The 23,876-nt window shown below is 64.4% G+C and carries 22 protein-coding genes, 1 tRNA gene and 1 pseudogene; 10 read left to right on the top strand and 14 right to left on the bottom strand.

From position 1 onward, the window contains the following. Positions 1 to 132 precede the first annotated feature (132 nt). A pseudogene (locus DKB74_RS16095) lies at positions 133 to 693 on the top strand (recombinase family protein); the annotation flags it as partial. A 705-nt stretch (positions 694 to 1,398) separates the two neighbouring features. Here the strand turns inward: DKB74_RS16095 and DKB74_RS16090 are convergent. The 4 genes from DKB74_RS16090 to dapB all read right to left on the bottom strand — a co-directional run bounded on the left by DKB74_RS16090 (position 1,399) and on the right by dapB (position 3,324). Continuing rightward, a tRNA-Arg gene (locus DKB74_RS16090) sits at positions 1,399 to 1,475 on the bottom strand. Between the two features lie 58 nt (positions 1,476 to 1,533). Continuing rightward, complete coding sequence (locus DKB74_RS16085; protein ID WP_239987561.1) at positions 1,534 to 1,902, bottom strand: hypothetical protein; 369 nt, start codon at positions 1,900 to 1,902, stop codon at positions 1,534 to 1,536. Further along, the gene (gene nth, locus DKB74_RS16080) at positions 1,899 to 2,582 is read right to left on the bottom strand and encodes an endonuclease III (protein WP_109809196.1); all 684 of its coding nucleotides are present in this window, start codon (positions 2,580 to 2,582) and stop codon (positions 1,899 to 1,901) included. The genes DKB74_RS16085 and nth overlap by 4 nt, the downstream gene beginning before the upstream one ends. 13 nt (positions 2,583 to 2,595) lie before the next feature. After that, on the bottom strand, positions 2,596 to 3,324 hold the full coding sequence (gene dapB, locus DKB74_RS16075) for a 4-hydroxy-tetrahydrodipicolinate reductase (protein ID WP_109809195.1): 729 nt from the start codon (positions 3,322 to 3,324) through the stop codon (positions 2,596 to 2,598). Positions 3,325 to 3,620: 296 nt separating this feature from the next. Here dapB and DKB74_RS16070 point away from each other — a divergent pair, with 296 nt between their 5' ends. Beyond that, the gene (locus tag DKB74_RS16070; protein ID WP_109809194.1) at positions 3,621 to 4,535 is read left to right on the top strand and encodes a hypothetical protein; all 915 of its coding nucleotides are present in this window, start codon (positions 3,621 to 3,623) and stop codon (positions 4,533 to 4,535) included. Positions 4,536 to 4,602: 67 nt separating this feature from the next. On the opposite strand, the gene DKB74_RS16065 is transcribed toward DKB74_RS16070, so the two are convergent. Next, positions 4,603 to 5,439, bottom strand: coding sequence for a tetratricopeptide repeat protein (locus DKB74_RS16065; RefSeq protein ID WP_109809193.1), 837 nt, complete (start codon positions 5,437 to 5,439; stop codon positions 4,603 to 4,605). A gap of 127 nt (positions 5,440 to 5,566) precedes the next feature. Here DKB74_RS16065 and DKB74_RS16060 point away from each other — a divergent pair, with 127 nt between their 5' ends. Then, on the top strand, positions 5,567 to 6,292 hold the full coding sequence (locus DKB74_RS16060; protein ID WP_109809192.1) for an NAD-dependent deacylase: 726 nt from the start codon (positions 5,567 to 5,569) through the stop codon (positions 6,290 to 6,292). A gap of 9 nt (positions 6,293 to 6,301) precedes the next feature. On the opposite strand, the gene DKB74_RS16055 is transcribed toward DKB74_RS16060, so the two are convergent. Further along, complete coding sequence (locus DKB74_RS16055; RefSeq protein WP_109809191.1) at positions 6,302 to 8,737, bottom strand: glycoside hydrolase family 3 protein; 2,436 nt, start codon at positions 8,735 to 8,737, stop codon at positions 6,302 to 6,304. Positions 8,738 to 9,029: 292 nt separating this feature from the next. Further along, complete coding sequence (gene acs / locus DKB74_RS16050) at positions 9,030 to 10,970, bottom strand: acetate--CoA ligase (protein WP_109809190.1); 1,941 nt, start codon at positions 10,968 to 10,970, stop codon at positions 9,030 to 9,032. A 172-nt stretch (positions 10,971 to 11,142) separates the two neighbouring features. Between acs and DKB74_RS16045 the strand changes: the two genes are divergently transcribed. From DKB74_RS16045 to DKB74_RS16030, 4 genes are read left to right on the top strand one after another with little or no spacing between them, the layout of a single operon-like run. Next, entirely contained in the window at positions 11,143 to 12,582 is a 1,440-nt protein-coding gene (locus DKB74_RS16045; protein WP_109809189.1) for an efflux transporter outer membrane subunit, read from the top strand. Then, positions 12,582 to 13,892, top strand: coding sequence for an efflux RND transporter periplasmic adaptor subunit (locus DKB74_RS16040; RefSeq protein ID WP_109809188.1), 1,311 nt, complete (start codon positions 12,582 to 12,584; stop codon positions 13,890 to 13,892). Before DKB74_RS16045 ends, DKB74_RS16040 begins: the two co-directional genes overlap by 1 nt. Continuing rightward, a complete protein-coding gene (locus DKB74_RS16035; protein ID WP_109809187.1) occupies positions 13,885 to 14,601 on the top strand; it encodes an ABC transporter ATP-binding protein in 717 nt (238 codons plus the stop codon). Before DKB74_RS16040 ends, DKB74_RS16035 begins: the two co-directional genes overlap by 8 nt. Further along, positions 14,601 to 15,803: an ABC transporter permease gene (locus tag DKB74_RS16030; RefSeq protein ID WP_109809186.1), complete on the top strand. Its 1,203-nt coding sequence runs from the start codon at positions 14,601 to 14,603 to the stop codon at positions 15,801 to 15,803. The genes DKB74_RS16035 and DKB74_RS16030 overlap by 1 nt, the downstream gene beginning before the upstream one ends. Before the next feature lie 35 nt (positions 15,804 to 15,838). On the opposite strand, the gene DKB74_RS16025 is transcribed toward DKB74_RS16030, so the two are convergent. Both DKB74_RS16025 and DKB74_RS16020 read right to left on the bottom strand, forming a co-directional pair. Then, entirely contained in the window at positions 15,839 to 16,420 is a 582-nt protein-coding gene (locus DKB74_RS16025) for a nucleotidyltransferase family protein (RefSeq protein WP_109809185.1), read from the bottom strand. After that, complete coding sequence (locus tag DKB74_RS16020; RefSeq protein WP_109809184.1) at positions 16,410 to 17,324, bottom strand: XdhC family protein; 915 nt, start codon at positions 17,322 to 17,324, stop codon at positions 16,410 to 16,412. The genes DKB74_RS16025 and DKB74_RS16020 overlap by 11 nt, the downstream gene beginning before the upstream one ends. A 239-nt stretch (positions 17,325 to 17,563) precedes the next feature. On the opposite strand from DKB74_RS16020, the gene DKB74_RS16015 reads away from it, so the two are divergent. Both DKB74_RS16015 and DKB74_RS16010 read left to right on the top strand, forming a co-directional pair. Further along, positions 17,564 to 18,574 (top strand): glycerophosphodiester phosphodiesterase, encoded by a 1,011-nt coding sequence (locus DKB74_RS16015; RefSeq protein WP_109809183.1) that lies wholly within the window; start codon positions 17,564 to 17,566, stop codon positions 18,572 to 18,574. A 17-nt stretch (positions 18,575 to 18,591) separates the two neighbouring features. Continuing rightward, complete coding sequence (locus DKB74_RS16010; protein WP_109809182.1) at positions 18,592 to 18,873, top strand: hypothetical protein; 282 nt, start codon at positions 18,592 to 18,594, stop codon at positions 18,871 to 18,873. A gap of 13 nt (positions 18,874 to 18,886) precedes the next feature. On the opposite strand, the gene DKB74_RS16005 is transcribed toward DKB74_RS16010, so the two are convergent. Together DKB74_RS16005 and DKB74_RS16000 are read right to left on the bottom strand one after the other, a co-directional pair. Beyond that, positions 18,887 to 19,612 (bottom strand): esterase/lipase family protein, encoded by a 726-nt coding sequence (locus tag DKB74_RS16005; protein WP_239987560.1) that lies wholly within the window; start codon positions 19,610 to 19,612, stop codon positions 18,887 to 18,889. Then, complete coding sequence (locus tag DKB74_RS16000) at positions 19,609 to 20,286, bottom strand: TIGR02117 family protein (protein ID WP_109809219.1); 678 nt, start codon at positions 20,284 to 20,286, stop codon at positions 19,609 to 19,611. The genes DKB74_RS16005 and DKB74_RS16000 overlap by 4 nt, the downstream gene beginning before the upstream one ends. A gap of 40 nt (positions 20,287 to 20,326) precedes the next feature. Here DKB74_RS16000 and phhA point away from each other — a divergent pair, with 40 nt between their 5' ends. Beyond that, positions 20,327 to 21,199, top strand: a complete 873-nt coding sequence (gene phhA / locus DKB74_RS15995) for a phenylalanine 4-monooxygenase (protein ID WP_109809181.1) — start codon at positions 20,327 to 20,329, stop codon at positions 21,197 to 21,199. A gap of 102 nt (positions 21,200 to 21,301) precedes the next feature. Here phhA and DKB74_RS15990 read toward each other — a convergent pair whose 3' ends face one another. From DKB74_RS15990 to DKB74_RS15980, 3 genes are read right to left on the bottom strand one after another with little or no spacing between them, the layout of a single operon-like run. Next, positions 21,302 to 22,273 (bottom strand): 50S ribosomal protein L11 methyltransferase, encoded by a 972-nt coding sequence (locus tag DKB74_RS15990; RefSeq protein WP_109809180.1) that lies wholly within the window; start codon positions 22,271 to 22,273, stop codon positions 21,302 to 21,304. Then, entirely contained in the window at positions 22,270 to 23,175 is a 906-nt protein-coding gene (gene bla, locus DKB74_RS15985; RefSeq protein ID WP_239987559.1) for a subclass B3 metallo-beta-lactamase, read from the bottom strand. Before bla ends, DKB74_RS15990 begins: the two co-directional genes overlap by 4 nt. Then, complete coding sequence (locus DKB74_RS15980) at positions 23,165 to 23,866, bottom strand: SDR family NAD(P)-dependent oxidoreductase (RefSeq protein WP_109809218.1); 702 nt, start codon at positions 23,864 to 23,866, stop codon at positions 23,165 to 23,167. Before DKB74_RS15980 ends, bla begins: the two co-directional genes overlap by 11 nt. Between the last annotated feature and the right edge of the window lie 10 nt (positions 23,867 to 23,876).

Here is a 23,876-nt window from a genome sequence, read left to right as displayed (position 1 = left end):
GCATTCGCCGCCGAACTCGAAAAGCAACGGGCGGGGTTAACCCCGCCCGTTGCTTCACCCGCGCTCTTGCGCGACAACAACAGTCGGTCTCTGGTTGCCACTGGATGAAAGCCGGGGGTCACGTCAGTCCTCATAGATGACCTCAATCGTCTTGCTAGAAGCGTGCGCACCCATTTCGCCATCCGAGATGCGATCGGCTCCGCGGGCGGCAAGCTTGAATCCCCCAAGCGCACCTTTGCCGACGATCCCGAAGACGATATTCTCGAAGTGATCGAGGCGGCTTTTGCCAGCGAGCATCGCCGCAAGAATGCCGAGCAGACCCGCGACCGTATGCGGGCACGATGCCTCAACGGCTATTGGTGCCTTCAGCTTCCGGCGGGCTACAAATACCACAAGGTGAAGGGTCAAGGGGCGCTGATCGAGCGCAACGAACCCGCAGCAACGATTATCCAAAGTGCGCTCGAAGCCTACGCTTGCGGTCACCTGGAGACGCAGGCCGAGGTCGCCCGCTTCCTCAACGAGCACCCGGAATACCCGCGTGGCAAAAGCGGGCGCGTGAGCGACCAGAAGGCCTCCGACATGCTCACCAATCCGCTCTACGCGGGCTATGTCCATGTTCCGGCATGGGACGTGTCTTTGCGCCCTAGCCATCACCCGGCGCTGATCGACTTCGCGACCTTCCAGAAAATTCAGAACCGACTCAAGACGCCTGTGCGCACGGTCCGCAACGACAACAGCGCCGATTTCCCGCTACGCGCTATGTCGAATGCGCTTGCTGCGGAAAGCCGCTCACGAGCTGCTGGGCCAAAGGCAAGAAGCAGCGGCACCCATATTACCATTGCTTCAATCGCGACTGCGAAGCCTATGGGCGGTCAATCCGCCGCGACAAGATCGAAGGCGAGTTCGAGGCGCTGCTGCAAACCATGCGCCCGTCGCGCAACATGTTCGCGCTGACCCATAAAGTGCTGCGTGCGCTGTGGGACGATCTCTCCAAGAACGCCGAAGAGCGCAAGAAGGGCTTACGCCGCCAGATCGCCGAAACGGAAGCCGAGATCGATAAGCTGGTCGATCGCGCCATCGAGGCCAGCAGCGAAACGCTGCGTAGCGCCTATGAGAATCGCATCCATGAAGCCGAGCGCCGGAAGGCTGAACTGACCGAAGCGCTGGCGAAATGCGCCCAGCCGCGAACGGATTTTGACACGGCATTTAGAACCGCGATGACGTTCCTCGCAAACCCTTGTAAAATATGGGTATCGGGCGAACTGGCGCACAAATATATGGTGCTAAAACTCGCGTTTTCCGGTCGACTGAAATACGCCCGCGAAACGGGGTTTAGAACACCCCTAACCGCTTCACCATTCAGGCTTTTATCTGACTTAGTGAGCAGTGATGGGAAAATGGCGCACCCGACAGGATTCGAACCTGTGGCCTCTGCCTTCGGAGGGCAGCGCTCTATCCAGCTGAGCTACGGGTGCGTGGGCGTGGCCCTTGCGAAGAGCGCGCCTAGCAAAGCGTGGGCGCGTGCGCCAGCGGTTAGTTTGCCGGCGTCAGCGTCACCGGCTGGAACGTGCCCAGACCACAGGTTGCGCCGCGCGTCAGCCCCGGGGTTTCGAGCACGGTGATCGTATCGACCGAACACAGGTCGTTCGCGCGCACCTGGTACAGGATGGTGCGGTTGAACCCCAGGCCGGGGCAGGCGGACGGCAATTCGTTGCGATAGACCTTGCGCCCCTTCATGTGGAAATCGATCACCGAGTCGCTGTGGACGACGGTATGATCGATCTGGCTGGCGCGGATGCAATTGACCGGCTCGCCATCGGGCGTTGCTTCGGGAATGCGCTGGTCGGCGCCGGTGGCGGCGAGAGTCAGCAATGTTGCGGGAATCATGAGCCAGCGTTTCACGGGGCGGTACTCCTGGGCTTGCCGCGCGCCGGGCCTTTGGTGCCGGGAGGCGGCGTCTTTGGCTTGAACGCGCATAAATCGGCGACGTTGCATCGCCAGCATTCAGGGGTCCGAGCCTTGCAGACATATCGGCCATGCAAGATTAACCAGTGATGAGCGTGGAGGCGAAAGGGCTGGGGGACGGCCTTTTCCAGCTTTTTCTCGACTGCCAGCGGCGTCTTGCCCGGCGCGAGCCCGGTGCGATTGCCGACGCGAAAGATATGCGTATCGACCGCAAAGGTTTCCGCGCCGAATGCGACATTCATCACCACATTCGCGGTCTTGCGCCCGACGCCCGGCAGTTTTTCGAGCGCGTCGCGATCGGCGGGCACCTTGCTGCCGTGATCGGCGATCAGTGCTTCGCTCAGGCCGATGACATTCTTTGCCTTGCTGTTGAACAGGCCGATCGTCTTGATATGCTCCTTGAGCCCCGCCTCGCCGAGCGCGACCATTTTCTCGGGCGTATCGACTTGCGCGAACAGCCGTCGGGTCGCCTTGTTCACGCCCGCATCGGTTGCCTGTGCGGACAGGACGACTGCGACGAGCAGCGTGTAATCGTTGACCGATTCAAGCTCGGTTTCCGGATGCGGATTGGCCTCTGCCAGCCGGGCAAAAAATTCGACGACATCCGCTTTCTTCACTGCGCCGCCTGCCTCAGAGCCCGAGCACCGCGCCCATGTCGTACCGACCGGCGGGCTGGTTTGCGAGCCACAGCGCCGCCTGAACTGCGCCGCGAGCAAAGATCGCGCGATCATCGGCGCGGTGCGACAATTCGATCCGCTCGCCATTGCCGGCGAAGAACACGCCATGATCGCCGATCACGCTGCCGCCGCGCAGCGAGGCGATGCCGATCGTACCCTCGGCCCGCGCGCCGGTAAGGCCCGCACGCCCGATCACGCCGGCTTCGGCAAGCGTGCTGCCGATCCCTTCGGCCGCGGCCTCGCCGAGCAGCAGCGCAGTGCCTGACGGCGCATCCACCTTGTTGCGGTGATGCATCTCGACGATTTCGATGTCCCAGTCGGCGCTCAGCCGCTGCGCCGCTTCGCGCACCAGCCGCGCGAGCAGGGTGATGCCGAGCGAGGTGTTGCCGGTCTGCAGCACGGCGATTTCGCCGGCTGCTTCGTCGATCATCGCATGATGCTGCGCCGAAAGGCCGGTGGTGCCGATCACGATCGGCGTGGCCGCAGCGCGTGCGGCGGCAAGATGCGCTTCAAGCGCGGCCGGCGAGGAAAAATCGACCAGCACGTCGCATTGCTGCGCCAGTGCCGCGGGATCATCGCCCATATCCGCGCCGCCGCAGATCATTGCGCCTTCTTCGGGCGCGACGTCCTGAATCGCGCGTCCCATGCGGCCGAGGCAGCCGTAGATGCCCAGTTTCGTCATGCGGCGGCACTCCCGTTTTCGGCCCGAAAGAGACAAAGGAGACGGTACGTCCCCCCGCTTTTCCCCTTCCCGGCGTGGTGAAGGGAATGTGCGGCACGCTGGCCCGAAGCGAGGGTCTGAATCATCGCGAGCCCTGTGACACAAAGGGGGCGTGGAGGACAGGGGGAATGGCGCGCGCGGGCAATCACAGCGGCACGGCCCGCAATCGGCGCAATTGCCGATGAAGTTGCATCGTCGGGCTATCTCCGTAATGATTTCGGCTGGAGAATGGATGAAAGGGCGAGGCAGCGGAGATCATGAGCAAATGGGATTATAATTCGGTCATCAACACGCTCACCTATCTCGATGTATCTTCCGCCAATGCCAAGTTGCGACGCATCGAGAATGAGTTGAACCGACCGGTACGCGATCCCGTGGCCGATCGCGAAGGGCTCGCTTTCATGGCGAACCTTGAACTGGAAAAGATATTCGACAAATTCCTCATGCGCGATCGTGAAATGGTGCGCGACGGTTCGGCGCGCGAATATCTGGAAACCGAGCTGCTCACGTTCGAAGTGATCGATCACGACCCGGAGGATTTCGACCGGCCCAACTATGCGAGCAAGGTCGATCACTTGCGCCGCGATCTGGTGTATCGGCGCAACAAACTGGTCGAGAAATTCGGTCCGGATGGCGAGCGCCATATCCAGGATCTGATCCAGCTTCCCTATCTGATCAACAAGATCCGGGAGGGATATGTCTATGAGGCCGCCTATCAGGCACAAAAGGGCAGCTGGCTGCTCGGTCGGGCGGGTGTTGCGCTCTATGCTGTGGGGTTGGCCCTGACGTTCCTCGCCGCGCTGATGCCTGCCATTTGGGATGGGTCGTTGCTCAAAATGATGGACGGGAATGCGAGTTACTTCCTCGCGCCGGTGCTGATGGTGGCGGGCATCGGTATCGTCGGTGCAACGGCGGTTTTGCGCTTTCTGTCGCATGCGCGGATCAAGGCAGCGGTTGCCGCTGCAAAGAAGCGGGTCGGTTTTGCGGGCGACGTCGCTTTGCTGCGCGGAAAGGCGGCGAAGGACCGGGCCTATTATAACAGCTCGCCGTTCGGCACGAACACCGCCGATCGGCACCGGGTGCCTGCCGAAACCCAGCCGGAACGGCTCGAAGCGATCAAGCTGCTCGAAGGGCAGCTTGCGGGCGCCACACGCTGGCTGGAGGCGAATTAGGTCGCGAACCCATAAGCGGCGCGGTCGAGGCGCCGTTTATCGGTTCACGGCCTGGACACCTGGCCGGTCAGTCGAACGACCGGCCCCAGCCGTTATGCTCGCGATAGGCGATCAGCGTGGCGAGGAACGCGACCTTGTCTTCATATTCGTCGCGGGTCATCGGTTCGCCTTCATAATTCCAGGCGTCCATTTCGCCTTGCGCCTGCCGCTTGGCGCGCATGGTGGCAAGGCTGCGCTCGATCACCGGTTTCAGGTCGATGTCGCTGCGCCGCCGGAAATATTCCAGATAGCAGGGGTTTTGAAAGTCGCGGCCGACATCGAGCTGCGCGTAATTGTCGCTTTTGCTCAGAGACTGATGGTCCTTTTCGCCTCGCAGACAGTTGGGCGGCCCCCCAAGCTGGCTCGGGCCATAGCGCCGCATCCGTTCGGGGATGTCGGCATCGGCTTCTTCCTGCCGTTCGACGACTTCGTCGAAAAAGGCGGTAGCCTCCTTGTCGCGACCCATATGATAGAGGATGTTGGCCAGGCCGAGCAGTTCCCCTGCCTTGACCTCGCTCAGGCCGGCACCCAGGATCTTGCGCTTGCCCTCTTCGAAGACGGTATCAAGCTGGCGACGATAATCCTCATCGGTGTCGATGAACCGGAGCGCCCAGACCCATTGCTGGTCGAGCTTTTTCGAATAGGGGGCTCCGGTTGGGCCATAGGCCTCGTCGAACGCCTTGCGCGCGCATACCGCATCCATCTGTCGAACGCATTCCTCGCCAGGCACCGGATCGTAGCGATAGGCGGTCCAGTCGGCATAGGCAGGGACAAAGTTGAATGCGGCATATGCGACGGCGCCGATCGCCAGCAGGTCGACCAGCCCCAGATTGCTGCCGGTCTTTTTCTTCTTTTTCGCTGCCATGAGCACCTTCCCCTCTGCCTTTTCCCCGATTTTGGCGGCGTTCGTCCGGTGCTGCAAGTTTTGGCATGCGATGGCCGGGGCCACAGCACGGCTTGGGCCGCATTCGCGCCTGGGTTAGGGATGGGGCATGGCCAGCATTCGAAACATCGTCATCCTGACCGGCGCCGGGATTTCCGCCGAGAGCGGCGTTGCCACTTTTCGCGGACCCGACGGGTTGTGGGAGGGGCATCGCGTCGAGGATGTGTGCACGCCCGAAGCGCTCGCCGCCGATCCGGCACTGGTGCATGAATTTTACGACATGCGCCGCGCGAAGCTGGGCACGGTAAAGCCCAATGCCGCGCATCATGCGCTCGCGCGGCTCGATGCCGAATGGCCGGGCGAATTGCTGATCGTCACCCAGAATGTCGATGACCTGCACGAGCGGGCGGGCGCGAAGCGGATGCTGCACATGCATGGCGAGCTTCTGTCGGCGCTGTGCGCAGGCTGCGGCGCGCGGCAGCGCTGGACCGGGGCGATGCCGCCGGGGCAGGCATGCGGCGCGTGCGGGATGGCGGCGCTGCGCCCCGACATCGTCTTCTTCGGCGAAATCCCCTATCGCATGGACGAGATCGAAGCCGCGCTGGCGCAGGCCGATCTGTTCGTTTCGATCGGCACGTCGGGCGCGGTCTATCCGGCGGCGGGGTTCGTGCGGTTGGCGCACCATTATGGCGCGCGGACGCTCGAACTCAATCTCGATCCATCGGAAGGCAGTAGCTGGTTCGACGAAAGCCGCCTGGGGCGAGCGGGCGAACTGGTCCCCATTTGGGTCGCCGAAATACTGGCCGATGGCGGGCAGGCGCCACCATCGGCCTGAGTTTCGCGCCTATTGCGCCTGCGGACAGGCTGCGCCTTGCGGATCGGCGACGAGGCGAAGGTCCGATAGCGAGAAGCTGAGCGGCCCGGATGCACGCAGCACCAGCGGTGCGGCAACATCCGACAGATCGATCCCCGCATCGGCATAACAGCGCAGCGGCACCTTCACGGTCCGCCAGCTTCCCGTCGTCCCGGTGAAAAGCGACGCCGCATTCAGCCCCTGCGCGGGATCGCCGCTCCCCATTGAGAGCCAGACCGGCCCCGCCGCCGCGCGGTCGAGACGATAGGTGAATTGCAGCGACAGATCGGCATTGGCCTCACGCGTCAGATCAAGCGCCGGGCCGCCGATACGCAGCGTCGCCTCGCGATCCGGCCAGCGCAGCTGCACCGCGCCTTCCTGCGCAGTTGCGGAATCGACTGCATTGCGCGCGATGCCGCTGTCGGTTGCAAAGCTCCATGGCTCGGCGGTCTTGCCCTTTTCAAAGAAGACGTCGCGATTGCGCATCCCGGAGACAAGACCTGGCTCTTCGCTCAGCGTCGGGACATCGCCATCGTCGCCATATCGCAGACCATAGCCAAAGGCGAACAGCGGATCATAATCGGCCATGCCGCGATTGAGCACGAACTGCCCGGCGGTTCTGGGCCAGCTGAACGACAGCGTGCCGGTGAACTGGTTCCGCGGTGCCCCCGCTTCGTCGCCGATAATCACATCGGCAATCCCGCCGCCTTCGCTGCCCGGCAGCCATGCCGCGACGAACGCGTCCGATGCGTTGATTTCCGGATTCACCCAGAGCGGACGCCCCGACAGGAAAACCGATATGGTGGGGATGCCGGCGGCCCTGAACCGCTTGAGCATCGCCAGCGCGGCCTTGTCTCCGGGCTGAAATTCCAGCGTGGCCACGTCGCCGCGCATTTCGGCATAGGGCGTTTCGCCGAACACGACGATCGCCACGTCCGGCTTGTCGGTCCAGCTGCCGTCGGCGCTGAGCGTTGCCGTGCCTCCGCCGGCCTCGACCGCTTCCGAAATACCGCCCCAGATCGACTGGGCGTTGGGGAAATCGGCATTGCTGTTGCCGTCACCCTGCCAACTGAGCGTCCAGCCGCCCGATTGCATCGCGATGTCGTCGGCGCCCGGCCCGGCAACCAGGACATGCGCGCTCGATTTGACCGGAAGCACGCCGTCATTTTTGAGCAATACGAGCGACTCGCGCACGGCGCGGCGTGCCAGCGCGCGATGGTCGGCCGAACCGATCACATCGTCGCGATCGGCATAGGGACGGGCGGCGTCGAACAGGCCCAGGCGGAATTTGACGCGCAGGATGCGCCGCACCGCATCGTCGATCCGCGCCATCGGGATCGTTCCGTCGCGCGCATGGGCGAGCGTGGATTCATACAGCCCCTTCCAGCTGTCGGGAGCCATCGCCATGTCGAGTCCGGCAAGGAAGGTCTGGGGGCAATCGGTGTTGGTGCAGCCGGGAATCTGGCCGTGCCCGTTCCAGTCGCCGACGACCAGCCCGTCAAAGCCCATGCGACCCTTGAGCACGTCGGTCAGCAGCGATTTGTTGCCGTGCATCTTGGCGCCGTTCCAGCTGCTGAACGATGCCATCACGCTCATCACCCCCGCTTCGATCGCGGGTGGATATCCGGCATTGTGCACGGCGATCAGCGTGGCTTCGCTGACTTGCGCGTCACCCTGATCGACGCCGTCCTGCGTGCCGCCATCGGCCAGAAAATGCTTTGCAGAGGCAAGGACATGGCCGTTCTGGATAGTGCCCTTGCCGGTTTCGCCCTGAATGCCGCGCACCATCGCTCCGGCATATTCGGCGACCAGAGCGGGATCTTCGGAATAGCCCTCATAGGCCCGGCCCCAGCGCAGGTCGCGCGGCACGGCAAGCGTGGGTCCGAATGCCCAGTTGGGGCCCGATGCCGCGGTTTCGGCAGCGGTCGCCACGCCGATCGCGTGGATCAGTTCGGGGTCACGCGTCGCACCCAGGCCGACATTGTGCGGGAACAGCGTCGCGCCGACGATATTGTTGTTTCCGTGCACCGCATCGATGCCGAACAATAGCGGGATCGGCACATGGCCGCGCCGGGCCTCCATCGCAACGGATTCGAACGCCCTGGCGGTTGCGCGCCAGGGAGCGGCGGGCGAACGGTCGGGAGCGCCGAGCGGCGGGGAGCTGCCCCCGGCGAGGATCGATCCCAGCGGATAATCGCGCAGGTCCTCGGGCGTGATCGTGCTGATGTCGGCCTGGATCATCTGGCCGACCTTTTCCTCCAGCGACATGCGCGCCATCAGCGCGTCGATCCGTGTTTCGATTTCGGGATCGATCAGCCCGGCATTGGCGACGCCTGGCCAGGCATAGGGGTGCGCGACCGACGCCTGCGCCGGCGAAGGGGCGTCGGTTTGCTGCGCACTGGCGGGCATCGATGCAATGCACGCCATGGCAAGAAAACTCGTGGTGAAGAGGGAGGTTCTTCCGCGCATCAGGTTTCTCTCCGCTTGTCTGTATCTTTTGGGGGAACGCCCCCGGACATCGGCCCGAGACAGACGCTATCCGCGCCTGATAACGTTCACAATTATCTCCAAACCGATAAACGATCGGGCGCAAAAGGCCAGACGAAATCTCGGATAGCGCGACGCGGAACGGTGTAGCCATGCGACCGCCGAACGCATCACAGCAACGCAATCCGCAGTGACGAACGGCCCGCGGTGCAATTTTCCCGTCCGGCTCCGGTCAGTTTGACGTCACGCGGTTTTCGACCAGATCGTCGACCACCGCCGGATCGGCGAGCGTGCTGGTATCGCCCAGGCTCGACACGTCGTTCTCGGCGATCTTGCGCAGGATGCGACGCATGATCTTGCCCGAACGCGTCTTGGGCAGGCCCGGTGCGAATTGCAGCGCGTCGGGCGTTGCGATCGGGCCGATTTCGGTGCGGACCCATTTGACCAGTTCGCTGCGCAGCGCCTCGCTCGGTTCGCATCCCGCGTTGAGCGTCACATAGGCATAGATGCCCTGACCCTTCACGTCATGCGGCATGCCGACCACGGCGGCCTCGGCCACCTTGGGATGCAGCACCAGCGCGCTTTCGACTTCGGCGGTGCCCATGCGGTGCCCCGACACGTTGATCACATCGTCGACGCGGCCGGTGATCCAGTAATAGCCGTCTTCGTCACGGCGGCACCCGTCGCCGGTGAAATATTTGCCGCGATAGGTCGTGAAATAGGTTTCGAAAAAGCGCGCATGGTCGTTCCACACGGTGCGCATCTGCCCCGGCCAGCTGCGCGCGATCACCAGATTGCCCGATGTCGCGCCGTGCAGCACTTCGCCTTCGGGATCGACCAGTTGCGGATCGACGCCGGGCATCGGCTTGGTCGCGCTGCCGGGCTTGAGGTCGGTCGCGCCGGGCAGGGGGGCGATCATCGCGCCGCCGGTTTCGGTCTGCCACCAGGTGTCGATGATCGGGCAGCGGCCTTCGCCGACCGTTTCGTGATACCAGCGCCACGCTTCGGGATTGATCGGTTCGCCGACCGTGCCGAGCAGGCGCAGCGAGCTGCGGCTGGTCGCCTTCACATAGTCGTCGCCATCCTTCATCAGCGCGCGCAGCGCGGTGGGCGCCGTGAACAGCGTATTGACCTGATGCTTGTCGACCACCTGCCAGATGCGGCTGGCATCGGGCCAGTTGGGCACGCCTTCATACATCAACGTCGTCGCGCCATTGGCGAGCGGGCCGTACAGGATATAGCTGTGCCCGGTGACCCAGCCGATATCGGCGGCGCACCAGAAAATCTCGCCTTCGCGATAATCGAAACACAGCTCGTGCGTCAGGCTCGCCCAGAGAAGATATCCGCCGCTGCTGTGCAGCACGCCCTTGGGCTTGCCGGTCGATCCGGAGGTATAGAGGATGAACAGCGGGTCTTCGGCGTCCATCGGCTCGGGCGGGCAATCGTCCGACACATCGGCAACCGCTTCGTCATACCAGATGTCGCGCCCTTCGGTCATGGCGATGTCGCCGCCGGTCGAACGGATGACGATCACTTTTTCAAGCGCGGGCGCATGGCCCGCCGCCGCATCGACATTGGCCTTCAACGGAACGCGCTTGCCGCCGCGCCGCCCTTCATCGGCCGTGATGCAGACGCTCGAATCGCAATCGGTGATGCGCCCCGCCAGCGCTTCGGGCGAAAAGCCGCCGAACACCACCGAATGGATCGCGCCGATGCGCGCACAGGCAAGCACCGCGAACGCCGCCTCGGGGATCATCGGCATATAGATGGTGACGCGATCGCCCTTTTTGACGCCCTGTGCCTTGAGCACATTGGCAAAGCGGCACACTTCGCGATGCAGTTCGATATAGGATAGGCGGATCGGCGCCATTGCGGGATCATCGGGTTCCCAGATGATCGCAGTCGCCGCGCCGCGCTTTGCCAGATGGCGGTCGATACAATTGGCCGACACATTGAGCTTGCCGTCGGCAAACCAGCTGATGTGGAAATCATCCTCGTCGAACGACCAGTCGCCGGCGAGTTCGGGGCGCTTGATCCAGTCGAGCCGCCGCGCCTGTTCCAGCCAGAAGCTGCCCGGATCGGCCAGCGAAAGCCCGTACATCTTTTCATATCCCGCCGCGTCGACGCGTGCCCGTTTCGCCCATTGGTCCGGCACGGGATAGATATCGGTCATCGATGGCCTCCGCTCTTGCTCTCCGGGCGTCTCCATGCCCCTGCCAAGGGGCGAAGCGCAAGCGAAGATCAGCTTTGCTGCGGTCGTTGCGGTGGCGACTTTGCGGCGCCGGTTACATTTTGCGACAAATTTATCGTGGCAAGAAGCACTGTTTTATTTATGTAACCCACCCATGACTGTCCGCAAAGTCGCACCATTGCTGCCGGGACTGCTGCTTGCCGCTTGTGTGCAGGGGCCGGAATATCGCCCTGCCGCACCCGCGGATCTGGGCGTCCCGGAAAGCTATTCCGTCCCTGCAGATTCGGAACAAGCCGCTGAAATTACACAGTGGTGGCAGAATTTCGACGACCCGATGCTCGCCGATCTGGTCGAGCGCGGGCGTGCCGCCAATCTGGATATCGCCCAGGCGGTTGCGCGCCTGCGTCAGGCCCGCGAATCGCTGGTGCAATCGCGCGCCGGCCTGTTGCCGACAGTCAGCGGATCGGGCCGCTATTCGCGTACCGAAGGGCTGCGCGGGACCAGCGTGTCGAGCGACGGCTTCTCGCTCGGCGCCGATGCCAGCTATCAGGTCGATCTGTTCGGCGGAACCGGCAGCAGTGTTGCCGCCGCCAGAGCCGATTATGAATCCGCCGGCTATGACTATGCCTCGGTCCTGATTTCGATCGAGGCGGAAATCGCGCGCAATTACGTGACCGCGCGATTGCTCCAGGCACAGCTCGACAATGCCCGCCGCTCGCTCACGCTCCAGGACGATAATCTGGAGATCGCCGGATATCGCGTGCAGGCGGGGCTCGTTTCCTCGCTCGATTCCGAACAGGCGCGATCGCAACGCGCACTGACTGCGGCGTCGATCCCGTCGCTTGAGGCGAGCTATAACAGCGCGGTGTCGCGGCTGGCGGTGCTGCTCGGCCTGTCGCCCGGCGCGCTGAAGGCGGAGCTGGAAACGCCAAAGGCCATTCCGCAGGGGCCGGACACCATCCCTGTCGGCATTCCCGCCGATACGCTGCGCCAGCGCCCCGACATTCGCAGCGCCGAACGCAATCTTGCCGCCGCGACGGCGCGGATCGGCGTGGCGCGCGCCCAGCTTTTCCCCGCGCTATCGGTGGGCGGCAATATCGATACGAGCGCCAGTTCGCTCGACACGCTGACCGACATCATCACCGGCCAGTTCTTCGCCAGCCTGGCGCAGACGATTTTCGACGGCGGCCGCAACCGCAGTCAGGTCCGGTCGAGCGAAGCCGCCGCCCAGGGCGCCTTTTTCGCCTATAAGCAAACAGTGCTGACCTCGCTCGAAGATGTCGAGAACGCGCTGGCGGCATTGCGCAGCGCGCGCGAGCGCGAACGCTATTATGCCGATGCGCTCGATGCCGCGAACAATGTCGCGATCCTGTCGCGCAGCCAGTATCGCACCGGGCTGACCGATTTCACGACGCTCAATCAGGCCGAAGCCTCGCTGCTCAGCGCGGGCAACGGCCTTGCCCAGGCGCGCGCCGATCAGGCGACCGCCATCATCCAGCTCTATCTCGCGCTCGGCGGCGGCTGGGACAGTTCGATTGTCCCTCAGGCGCCCGATGAACCGCCCGCGCCCTTGCCAACCAGTCAGGAACGCTGATGGCCGACGAACCCAATCTCGACGAATTTCTCGGTGCAAAGCCGGTGCCGCGCTGGCGGCGATTCTTTCGGCTGAAATGGATCCTGGCCGCGATCGGCGTGATCCTGTTGCTGCTGCTGATCGCGCGCTGCGTCGCGCCGTCGCCGCCGCCCAGCTATGCCACTGCCGATGTGACGAAGGGCGACCTTGCCGTCACCGTTTCGGCGACCGGCAAGCTGGCGCCGACCAATCAGGTCGATGTCGGTTCGGAAATCTCCGGCCTGGTCGAACGCGTGCTGGTGGAAGTCAATGATCGCGTGACCAAGGGCCAGCCGCTTGCGGTGATCGATCCTTCGACGCTCGACGATGCGATCAAGCAGAGCGAAGCGACGCTCAACGCCAATATCGCATCGGTCGCTCAGCAACGCGCGACGCTGCAGGAAGCGCAGGCGCAGCTTGCGCGCTTCCAGGAAGTAAGCCGGTTGTCGGGCGGACGCGTGCCGTCGCAGACCGAAATGCAGTCGGCCGAGGCGAATGTCGCGCGTGCCCGCGCCAATCTCAGCGCAGCGCAGGCCAATGTCGTATCGGCGCGCGCCGCTCTCTCCTCGAACCAGACCAAGCGGTACAAGGCGGTGATCCGCTCGCCCGTCAACGGCGTGGTGCTCGCGCGTCAGGTCGATGCCGGTCAGACGGTGGCGGCATCGTTCAACGTCGCGACTTTGTTCGTGATCGCCGAGGATCTGACCGCGATGAAGCTCGAAGTCGCGGTCGATGAAGCCGATGTCGGCGAAGTCGCGCCCGGTCAGGATGCGAGCTTCACGGTCGACGCCTTCCCCGGCCGCACCTTCCCGGCACAGATCACGCGCGTCGATCTGGGGTCGAACCTGACTGCCTCATCCTCGTCCTCCGCGACATCGACGGCCAGTTCTTCGCAGGTCGTCTCCTATGCCGCGACGCTCAGCGTTTCCAATCCGGACCTGATCCTGCGTCCGGGCATGACCGCGACGGCGACGATCCGGACCGAGCAGCGCAGCAATGTGATGCTGATCCCCAACGGTGCCTTGCGGTTCAAGCCGGATGCCGGCGCCGAATCGGGCGGCGGCGGATTCCAGATGCGCTTTGGACCGCGCGGCGGCGAACAGGAAAAGACGATCGGCGAAGGCAGCCGCCAGACGATCTATGTCCTGGGCGAGGACGGCAAGCCCAAGCCCGTCCAGGTCGTGACCGGCGCCAGCGACGGCAGCCGTACCGAAGTCACCGGCAAGGACCTGAAGCCCGGCATGAAAGTGATCGTCGGCGTCCGCGCCGCCAGTGCGGGCGGCAATGACTGATCCGCTCATCCGACTGGAAGGCGTGACCAAGACCTTCGGTGAAGGCGCGACTGCGTTTCAGGCACTGAAGGGCGTGGACATGACTGTCGAGCGCGGCGATTTCGTCGCGGTGATGGGTGCGTCCGGTTCGGGCAAGTCGACGACGATGAACATCCTGGGCTGTCTCGATGTGCCGACGGGCGGAACCTATCTGTTCCGCGGCGTGCATGTCGAACGGCTCGACCGCGACCAGCGCGCGCTGTTGCGGCGGCGCTATCTGGGTTTCGTGTTCCAGGGGTTCAATCTGCTCGCGCGCACCACTGCGCTCGAAAATGTCGAACTGCCGCTCCTCTATCGCGGTGAAAACCGCAAGGTGCGCTACGACATGGCGATGGCCGCGCTCGACAAGGTGGGGCTCGCGCCCTGGGCCGATCACACCCCGGCGGAGCTTTCGGGCGGACAGCAGCAGCGTGTGGCGATCGCCCGTGCGATCGTGACTCAGCCCGATGTGCTGCTCGCCGACGAACCGACCGGCAATCTCGACAGCGAACGCTCGGTCGAGATCATGGAATTGCTGTCCGACCTCAACCGCAATGGCGGGATCACCGTGCTGATGGTGACGCATGAGCCGGAAATGGCCGAATTCGCGCGCACCATCGTCCATTTCAAGGATGGCCTGGTCGAACGGGTCGAGCGCAGTCCCGGCCGCGCTCCGGCGGAGATGCGCTGATGCTCTATACCACGCTTCTCCTGTCGCTGCGCGAAATCGCGCGGCATAAGCTGCGCTCGTTCCTGACGACGCTGGGCATCATCATCGGCGTGTTCGCAGTGATCACCATGGTCACGCTGGGCAACGGCATTTCGGCCTCGGTCCAGGAATCGATCAGTTCGCTCGGCACCAATACGCTGACCATCTTCCCCAGTTCGGGCACCGGCCGGGGCGGCGGGGCGCCGCCACCGCCGTTCGAACAGGACGATGTCGATGCGATCCGCGAACAGATTGGCGGGGTAAAGACCGTTGCCGGCCAGGTGACGTCCTCTGCGCTGGCGGTGCGCAACGCGCAGAACTGGACGACGACGATCACCGGGACCAGCAACGATTATTTCGAATCGCAGAGCCTGAAATTCGCCAGCGGACGGCCCTTTACCTCGGCCGAGGAAAGCGCGGGCAAGGCGGTGTGCGTGATTGGCGACACGATCCGCGAAAATCTGTTTTCCGACGGCGACGCCACCGGCCAGCGCTTCCGGCTGGGCAATGTCAGCTGCGAAGTGATCGGCGTGCTCGAAAAGCAGGATAATTCCGGCTTCAACGATCCCAACAACACCGTGATCATGCCGATCAAGGCCGTGCAGCGCCGCTTCACCGGCAATCAGCAGATCCGCGCGATGATCGTGTCGGTGCAGGACGGGTTCGACACCGGATCGGTGCAGAAAGCGATCACCGCGTTGCTGCGCGAGCGGCGGCATCTTGCCGGTGGTCAGCCGGATGATTTCCGCATTTTCGACAGCGCGCAATTCGCCGCGACGCTGACTCAACAGACGCAGCAGATGACGATGTTCGTCGCCGCGATCGCGGCGGTCAGCCTGATCGTCGGCGGTATCGGCATCATGAACATCATGCTGGTGTCGGTGACCGAACGGACGCGCGAAATCGGCATCCGCCTCGCCATCGGCGCGCTGGGCAGCGAAGTGCTGCTGCAGTTTCTGGTCGAGGCAGTGGCGCTTTCGTGCCTGGGCGGGCTGATCGGGATCGTGGTGGCGTTTTTCGCGTCCTGGGGTGCGTCTTCGGCGCTCAACCTGCCCTTCGTCTTCGATCCGTCGATCAACATATTGAGCTTTGCGATTTCGGCACTGATCGGCGTGGTGTTCGGCTATTTCCCGGCCCGGCGCGCGGCCAAGCTCAATCCGATCGACGCGCTGCGCCACGAATAAGCGCCTCGCCCGACCTGTTTCGGGGAGGACCGGCGTCAATCGACGCCATATTTGGTGCGCAGTTCGGCGAGATCCCGGGGCGTGTCGATATCGATCAGCTCGGCGGGCGATGCGATGACATGATGGCCCGCGCGGATCAGCGCGCGGGCGCCCCGGTCGCCCTCGACGGTTTCCAGCGTGTCGAAATGGTTCGCGCCGAACAGCGCGGGCGGGCAGGGGGCGTGCCCGTCGCTCGAAGCGACCACCGCGTCCGGCCCCTTCGCTTCGTCGAGCAGTCGCCAGATATGCGCGGCGGTGACGCGCGGCATATCGGCGAGCGCGATCAGCACCGCCTTGGCATCATGCACGCGCGCTGCCTGCATGCACAGCGCCAGCGAATGGCCCTGACCGGCATCGGGCCGCGGATTGTGCACGACGTCATATCCGCGCGCGGCGAAATCCAGCGAGGTGCGGGAAACCACTGCAACCCGCGCCTTGAACGGCACGGCTTCCAGTGCAGTCACGACATGAAATGCCAGCGGCTTGTGCAGGAAAGGCTGTTCCAGCTTGTCGGCGTCGCCGAACCGGTCCGACCGGCCGGCGGCGAGCAGCAGCAGCACGACATCCTCAGCGCGCATCGCGAAACGCCTTCACCATGCCCGCCGCGATCGACAGTGCGATTTCGGACGGGCCGATCGCGCCGATGTTGATCCCTGCGGGGCCGTCGATCCGGGCAAGATCGGGCGCGGCTATGCCCGCCGCCGCCAGCCGCTCGATCCGTGCCGCATGGCTCTTGCGCGATCCCAGCGCGGCGACATAGCCGGTCGGCGCCCGCAGCGCGGCGATCAGTGCGGGATCGTCGATCTTGGGATCATGGCTCAGCGTGACGACGGCGGTTGCCGCGCCGGGGCGCCACGCCGACACTGCTTCGTCGGGCCAGCGATCGTCTGTCGTCGTGCCGGGAAACCGCTCTTCGGTCAGAAAGCGTCCGCGCGGGTCGATGACGACCGTTTCGATCCCCAGTTCGCGCGCCAGCCCCGCCAGCGCCTGGGCGATCTGCACCGCGCCGACGATCAACAGCCGGTGCGGCGGCGCATAACGGTGGACGAAATCGCCTTTCTCGCCCGGTGCGGCTCGCCCTGTGGCGAAATCGAACGCGACCGGTAGCGAGTGTCCCGCCGCGCGGGCGTCGGCGATTGCGTCGAACAGCTCGGGGGGAAAACACTGCGCCGATACCGGCTGGACGAACACTGCAATTTCGCCGCCACAGGGCAGGCCGACTTCCCACGCTGCATCATCGGCAACGCCATAGCGTTTGACGATGGCCGGCGCCCCGGCAATCACTTCGGTGGCGGTGGCCAATATGTCGGTTTCGACGCATCCGCCCGACACCGATCCTTCGAACCGGCCGTCTTCATGCACCAGCATATGGCTGCCGCGCGGGCGCGGCGCCGATCCCCAGGTCGTGACCACCGTCGCCAATGCCATTTTCGCGCCGCGCCATTCGCGCGCGGCGGCGATCACCCGGTCATTCTCGCTCAATGCTGTCGCGCTCCCGTCATATCGGCTGGTTAGGGCGGGCGTTCATGGAAGCACGACCCCCCTTTTACGCTTAGCTTGCCGAAGGGCGGTTCTCCCTTTTTCCACCGCAGGCGGAGAGGCGGGCAGTGTTTCGACAGGCTCGGCACAAATGGTGTGGAAAATCGGGAATGCCAATAGGATATGTCTTTGCTGCACTGGCAGCACTGGTTTCGGTTCTTTCCCCGATACAGGATATCGCAATGGCGCAGACATTGCCCGACAGCCCGCCGATCGTCATCGCGCATCGCGGTGCGAGCGGCGAACGGCCCGAACATAGCTTGCTCTCCTATGACCTTGCCATCACCCAGGGCGCCGATTTCATCGAACCCGATCTGGTATCGACGAAGGACGGCGTGCTGGTCGCGCGGCATGAAAACAATATCGCCGACACCACCGATGTCGCCGATCACGCCGAATTCGCCGACCGTCGCACCACCAAACTGATCGACGGGCGCGAAGAAACCGGCTGGTTTACCGAGGATTTCACGCTTGCCGAACTACGCACGCTGCGCGTCAGGGAACGGCTGCCGCAATTGCGCCCCGGCAACACCGGCTATGACGGGCAGGCGCAGATCCCGACGCTGGCGGAGATCATCGAACTCGCCAAACGCCGCTCGGCGGAGCTGGGGCGCACGATCGGCATCTATCCCGAAACCAAACACCCCGGCTATTTCGCGTCGATCGGTCTGCCGCTCGAACCGCCGCTGCTCGCCGCTTTGCGCGAAGCGGGGTGGGACCGCGCCGACGCGCCGGTCTTCATCCAGTCGTTCGAAGTCGACAATCTGAAGGCGCTCCATCGCGAAACGCCGGTGCGGCTGATCCAGCTGGTGGCGCCGTTCGGCAAGCCCGCCGATGGCGGCGCGCAAAGCTATGCCGCGATGGTCACCCCCGCAGGGCTGGCGGAAATCGCGACCTATGCGTTCGGCATCGGTCCTGAAAAATCGATGATCCTGCCCGATTGGAACGGCGATCCGACGTCGCTGGTCGCCGATGCGCATGCGGCGGGGCTGCGCGTTCATCCCTGGACCTTCCGCACCGAAAACCTGTTCCTGCCGCCCGCGCTGCGCGGTTCCGATACGGCGCCCGACGGCGCGATGGAGCGCGAAATCGCGCGCTATATCGGGATCGGCGTCGATGGTTTCTTCACGGATTACCCGTATCTCGGTGTCCGGGCACGCGAATCGGCACTGGCGCCGGACCGCGCGGAGTGAACAAGGGGAGTGGGGCAATGCGGAAATTCGTGATGCCGATGGTCGCAGTCTTGCCGCTGGTTACCGGCGGATGCGTCGCCAAGACGGTGTGGGGCGTCGCCACCGCGCCGGTTCGCGCCGGGGCACAGGTGGTCGACTGGACCACGACCAGCCAGGAAGAATCGGATCGCAACTACGGCCGCCAGGTGCGCGAACAGGAACGCCGCGACGGTCAGGCCGCCAAACAGGCGAAGGAAGCGTGCGAACGCGCAGCGCGCGAGGATCGCCGCAACGGATATCAGCCGCGCCGCTGCAACTGATCGGTAGCTGGTCTTAATTCGTCTCGCCCGCCAGGGCCTGCGCGATCGCCAGCATCGCATCGGGATGCATATGCACACCCAGATGCCCGCTCTCGATTTCGATCGATCGACCGGCGCCGCCGTCGGCTTCGCGACAGATCGCCCCGTTGACGAATCCGTCGCTGGCGCTCCAGATCGCAGTCGACGGCACCGGCAACGGCGCTGCCGCTTCCGCCCGATTGGCGATAACTGCGGGGTCGTCGATTTTCTCGCCCGACAGCCATTGAAACGCGCGCCAGACATTGGTCGCGGTCGGCGGGCCGGCAAAGGGCGAGCTGAGCGTGACGACTTCGCGGACCAGCTCGCTGCGGCGATGCGCCATCATCCGCGCCATGATCCCGCCCAGCGAAATGCCGACCAGCGTCACTGGCGCTCCGGCATCGGCATATATCGCCTCCAGTCGCGCCTCGAGCCGGTTGCCGTCGCTGCCGATCGTCCGCGCGCCGCGATTGCGGCCCAGTTCCCAGCCATAGCTGCGATAGCCGATCTTCTTCAGCCAGCGGCGCATGACGATCGTCGTATTGTCGGTATTGCCCAGTCCCGGCAGCACCAGCACCGGGCGACCATCGCCGCGCGGCGCGGCGTTCAGCCTGCCCTGCGACAGCGCGAACGAACCGAGCATCATCGCCGCGCGCGGCAATTCGGCCAGGAACAGATGCCGTGGCGGCGGCAATATTTCGACAGGGGCGGCGTCGCTCATGGTTGCGGCATCCAGTACATCACCGATGCCGATAGCGGCGTCCATATGCCCATCGGCACGCCCGCCGCGCGCAATGCCTCGCCGGTCCAGCTGTTACAGGTGCGGAACAGATTATAGCGTCCGCGCGCCGCATAAAATGCGTCGTGCCTGCCATAGCCGGGCCAGCTTTCGGGCAGATCGGCAAAGGTCGCGCGGATGAAATCGGTCAGCCGCCGATATTCCTCGGGCGTAAGGATCAGTTCGCGCCGATCGGCACCCACCACCGGCTGCCCGATATGTTCGACATGCAGCACGGTATCGCCCATGCCCGCAAGCGCGGCGGCGGTCCGCCCGGGACGGATGTCCGCCCATGTCGGCGTTTCCATATAGAAGCCACGATCGCCCCATCCGATCGCCAGCCATGGATGCGCGGCATAGCGCGGATCGCGCAGGTCGCCGGGCCGCACCAGATCGCTCCAGCCGATCCCGTCGGCCTCGGCGGGAATGACGATTCCGGTATGGACGCCATTGTCCTCGACAAAGATGCGGATGCCGTTCGCCGGCGCTATGCGCCCGGCATTTGCCGGGATCAGCGTGCCCGCCAGCGCCGCCGCGTTCCACAGCGCGAACAGGGCCGCGACAATGACCACCAGCCACGCCAGCACATGCCACGACCGCCTGCCAGCTTGATTCATCGCAATTCCCGCCATCAGGGCGATATGCTATGGGATTTCCATGATTCAGGAAACGCATGTTTTGGCCTGCCCGCCCGATGGCGCGGCAGCCGATTGGACGATACCGCAGAACTGGGAAGCCTATAGCGCGCAGGACCATAAGGTATGGGACACGCTGTTCGAACGCCAGATGAAGCTGCTGCCCGGACGCGCGGCACAGGCCTATCTGAACGGCCTTGAAGCGCTGCGGCTTTCCGAAGCCGGCATCCCCAATTTCGAAGAGCTGTCCGAACGGTTGATGAAGCTGACCGGGTGGCAGGTGGTGGCGGTGCCGGGGCTCGTCCCCGATGATGTCTTTTTCGACCATATGGCCAATCGCCGCTTCGTCGCGGGCAATTTCATCCGCCGCCCGGATCAGCTCGATTACATCCAGGAACCCGACGTCTTTCACGACGTGTTCGGCCATGTCCCGATGCTCGCCGATCCGCGCTTTGCCGATTATCTTGAGGCCTATGGCCGCGGCGGTCTGCGCGCGCTCGATCTTGGCATGTTGAAGCAGCTCGGGCGGCTTTACTGGTACACAGTCGAATTCGGCCTGGTACGCGAAGCCGAAGGGCTGCGCATCTATGGCTCGGGCATTGTTTCCAGCGCGGCGGAAAGCCGCTTCGCGCTCGACAGCGACAGCCCCAACCGGATCGGTTTCGACCTGCGCCGGGTGATGCGGACCGATTACCGGATCGACGATTTCCAGCAGAATTATTTCGTCATCGACAGTTTCGACGATCTGCTGCGCCAGACCGTCGAAACCGATTTCGCGCCGCTCTATGATTCGATCCGCGACCTGCCCGACATTCCGATCGCGACGATCCTGCCCGGCGATGAGGTGATGACCAACGGCACCCAGGAATATGCGCGCGCGAAGGCGGCCGAATAACGCTGCTTCTTCCGTCATCCCCGCACAGGCTGGGATCCGGCTTCTTCTATAGCGCCCCGGAAAGGTCGGCCTGGCCGGGTCTTGACGAAGAGGGTGACGCGTTCACCAGCTCCCGAAACCCGGTGCCTCGCCTGAACCGCGGCTCAGCCGCCGGGTGCGCGGAGCGCCATAGCGGGCGCGCTTGACGAAGCGCAGCGTCGGCCAGTCGCCGCGCGGGACGCGTCCCGCCAGCCGCAGCCCCTGCGCGCGATAGGCGCGCGCGACCATCTCGACATGGCGTTCGAGCAGCCCCGCGACGATCAGCGTGCCGCCTTCGGCCAGCGCATCGGCAACGCTCGGCGCCAGTTCAACCAGCGGTCCGGCAAGGATGTTGGCGATGATCAGGTCATAGGGCGCCGATTGGGTGAGCAGCGGGTGCTGCATCCCCGAAGCCACGGCGAGCGCCAGTTCGCCCGCGCCGCCACCGATCGGCACGCCGTTGATCGCCGCATTTTCGCGAGTAACCTCGATCGACGCCGGGTCGATATCCGATGCCGTGGCATGCGCGCGCGGCCACAGATGCAGCGCGGCAAAGGCGAGCAGCCCGGTGCCGGTGCCCAGATCGAGCAGATTGTCGAACCGCGCTCCGCGTCGCTTGAGGCCGTCCAGCGCAATCAGGCAGCCGCTTGTCGTCTCATGCGTGCCGGTGCCGAAAGCGCGGCTCGCCTCGATCCGGATCGGGTGCGCATCGGCGGGCACCTTGCCCTTGTTGCCCTGGGTATGGACATAGAAGCGCCCGGCATGGACCGGCTCCAGCCCTTCCTGGCTGATCGTCACCCAGTCCGCCTCGACAATCTCCTCGATCACGGCCTTGGCGCGCGCGGCGCTCGGCACCAGCGTGCGCAGCGCGGCGAGCGCATGTTTGTCGGGCTGTTCCTCGAAATAGGCGTCGAGTTGCCACTGCATCGGATCGTCGGCGACGCGCTCGCTGGTCATCAAAACGGGCAGGGGATCGAGATCGACTGTGGCGATGTCGTCGATCTGCAGCGCTTCGGCTTCGGCGCGCGTGCAGGGGAGTGTGATTTTCCAGCTCATTGGTTCTTCTCTTTGGCCAGCCGCGCGTCGAGGCGGACGCGTGCGGCTTGGGCATAGGTTCTGCATCCGGTCGGATCGACCAGCGGTGCCTTGCCCGCCATCCGCTCGCGCAAATTGCTCGCGCCCGGATGCGGGGTAATCAGTATCTCGCAATCGAAGCCGTCGATGCGATCGAGCGTATCCCGAAACGCAGCGACATAATCGGGGTGGTCGGTGAAACGATACTCGTCCGCCGATATCGCCGTCAGACTGTCGACATAGGCCATTGCGCGGCATGTGTCGCCATCGCAGCTTTGCCAGGTCCAGCTGGTCGATCCCGGCGTATGGCCGGGCGTGGCATGGGCGGTCAGCGCGATCGGGCCGAGCCGTATCGTCTCGCCATCGGTCACGATCTGGTCGACCACGACGCCGGGAAAGGGTTCGTTGACGCCCGCCTGCGGATCGCCCGCGCCGGCCAGCCCGGTTTCGAGGCCCGGTTTCGCTTCCGCCCGCGCGATCATCCGCGCGCCGGTCGCGGCCTTCAGCGCCGCCAGCCCGCCGGCATGGTCGAGATGCTCATGGCTGTTGATCAGGATGCGGACATCGACAGGATCGAGCCCCAGCGCGCGAATATTGGCAAGGATGCCGGGCGCCGCTTCGCTGGTCGCGCCGTCGATCAGGATATGCCCGGCATCCGATGCGATCAGCAGCACGGTGATGCCGCAGCTGCCGACATCATAGACATTGGCAAAGACATGCGCGGGCGGCGCTGCATCGCTCCACCCGTCCTTGCCGGCACAGGCGGTCAGCTTTGCCGCGGGCGAGGCGTCGGCAATCTGCAGCGCGGCGGGCGCGGCCTCCGGTTTCGCGCATCCGGCGAGCGCGACAAGCGCCATCATTGCGGCAAAGCGGTTAGCGGACATAGCTCGCGCCATTGGCGTCGATCACTGCGCCGGTCATCGATTCGGGCGCCTCGATCGCGCAGAATCTGGCGATGCGGGCGATTTCCTCGGGCATGGCGACCTTGCCCAGCGGAATGTCCGCCAGCAACTTGTCGCCGCCGCGGCTTTCCAGATAGTCTTCGGCCATGCCGGTCATGGTGAAGCCGGGGCAAATGGCAAAGGCGAGAATCCCTTCGCGGGCATAGGCGCGCGCGATCGTCTTGGTCATCGCGACCATCCCTGCCTTGGATGCGGCATAATGCCAATGGGCGGGGCTGTCGCCGCGATAGGCGGCGCGGCTGGCGATGTTGACGATGCGGCCGGGACGGCCTTCGCTCTGCCAATGGCGCACGGCAAGGCGGCAGAGCTCGGCCGAAGCGGTCAGGTTGACGCGCATCGTCCGCTCCCACCCTTCGACCCATGCGTCATGATCGGTTTCGAGCGGTACGGGTTCGAAAATCCCGGCATTGTTGATCAGCACATCGATTCGCCCGTCGAGCGTCTCCAGTGCGCGCTCCCAAAGCGATTGTGCAGCACCGGGTTGAGAAAAATCGGCCGGAATGCCGCTGTTGGTGCCATGGCCGACCAGTCGGTTGCCGCTGGTTTGCATCGCATCGGCGATCGCCGCGCCGATGCCCCGGCTGCTGCCGGTCAACAGGATATGGGTGTTCATCGCGCGGCTC

The sequence above is a fragment of the Stakelama portus genome (assembly GCF_003171655.1).
Taxonomy (GTDB): Bacteria; Pseudomonadota; Alphaproteobacteria; order Sphingomonadales; family Sphingomonadaceae; genus Sphingomonas; species Sphingomonas portus.
This window is presented reverse-complemented; position numbering and strand designations above follow the sequence as displayed.

Coding starts and splice junctions, on each gene's coding strand:
- acs (WP_109809190.1), bottom strand. CDS start 10,970: ATGACCGATATCTATCCCGTGCCGGACCAATGGGCGAAACGGGCACGC.
- DKB74_RS16005 (WP_239987560.1), bottom strand. CDS start 19,612: ATGAGCGACGCCGCCCCTGTCGAAATATTGCCGCCGCCACGGCATCTG.
- DKB74_RS16055 (WP_109809191.1), bottom strand. CDS start 8,737: ATGGCGTGCATTGCATCGATGCCCGCCAGTGCGCAGCAAACCGACGCC.
- DKB74_RS16000 (WP_109809219.1), bottom strand. CDS start 20,286: ATGAATCAAGCTGGCAGGCGGTCGTGGCATGTGCTGGCGTGGCTGGTG.
- DKB74_RS16070 (WP_109809194.1), top strand. CDS start 3,621: ATGAGCAAATGGGATTATAATTCGGTCATCAACACGCTCACCTATCTC.
- DKB74_RS15990 (WP_109809180.1), bottom strand. CDS start 22,273: ATGAGCTGGAAAATCACACTCCCCTGCACGCGCGCCGAAGCCGAAGCG.
- DKB74_RS16040 (WP_109809188.1), top strand. CDS start 12,582: ATGGCCGACGAACCCAATCTCGACGAATTTCTCGGTGCAAAGCCGGTG.
- DKB74_RS15980 (WP_109809218.1), bottom strand. CDS start 23,866: ATGAACACCCATATCCTGTTGACCGGCAGCAGCCGGGGCATCGGCGCG.
- DKB74_RS16010 (WP_109809182.1), top strand. CDS start 18,592: ATGCGGAAATTCGTGATGCCGATGGTCGCAGTCTTGCCGCTGGTTACC.
- DKB74_RS16035 (WP_109809187.1), top strand. CDS start 13,885: ATGACTGATCCGCTCATCCGACTGGAAGGCGTGACCAAGACCTTCGGT.
- DKB74_RS16015 (WP_109809183.1), top strand. CDS start 17,564: ATGGCGCAGACATTGCCCGACAGCCCGCCGATCGTCATCGCGCATCGC.
- DKB74_RS16065 (WP_109809193.1), bottom strand. CDS start 5,439: ATGGCAGCGAAAAAGAAGAAAAAGACCGGCAGCAATCTGGGGCTGGTC.
- DKB74_RS16030 (WP_109809186.1), top strand. CDS start 14,601: ATGCTCTATACCACGCTTCTCCTGTCGCTGCGCGAAATCGCGCGGCAT.
- phhA (WP_109809181.1), top strand. CDS start 20,327: ATGATTCAGGAAACGCATGTTTTGGCCTGCCCGCCCGATGGCGCGGCA.
- dapB (WP_109809195.1), bottom strand. CDS start 3,324: ATGACGAAACTGGGCATCTACGGCTGCCTCGGCCGCATGGGACGCGCG.
- DKB74_RS16025 (WP_109809185.1), bottom strand. CDS start 16,420: ATGCGCGCTGAGGATGTCGTGCTGCTGCTGCTCGCCGCCGGCCGGTCG.
- DKB74_RS16045 (WP_109809189.1), top strand. CDS start 11,143: ATGACTGTCCGCAAAGTCGCACCATTGCTGCCGGGACTGCTGCTTGCC.
- bla (WP_239987559.1), bottom strand. CDS start 23,175: ATGTCCGCTAACCGCTTTGCCGCAATGATGGCGCTTGTCGCGCTCGCC.
- DKB74_RS16060 (WP_109809192.1), top strand. CDS start 5,567: ATGGCCAGCATTCGAAACATCGTCATCCTGACCGGCGCCGGGATTTCC.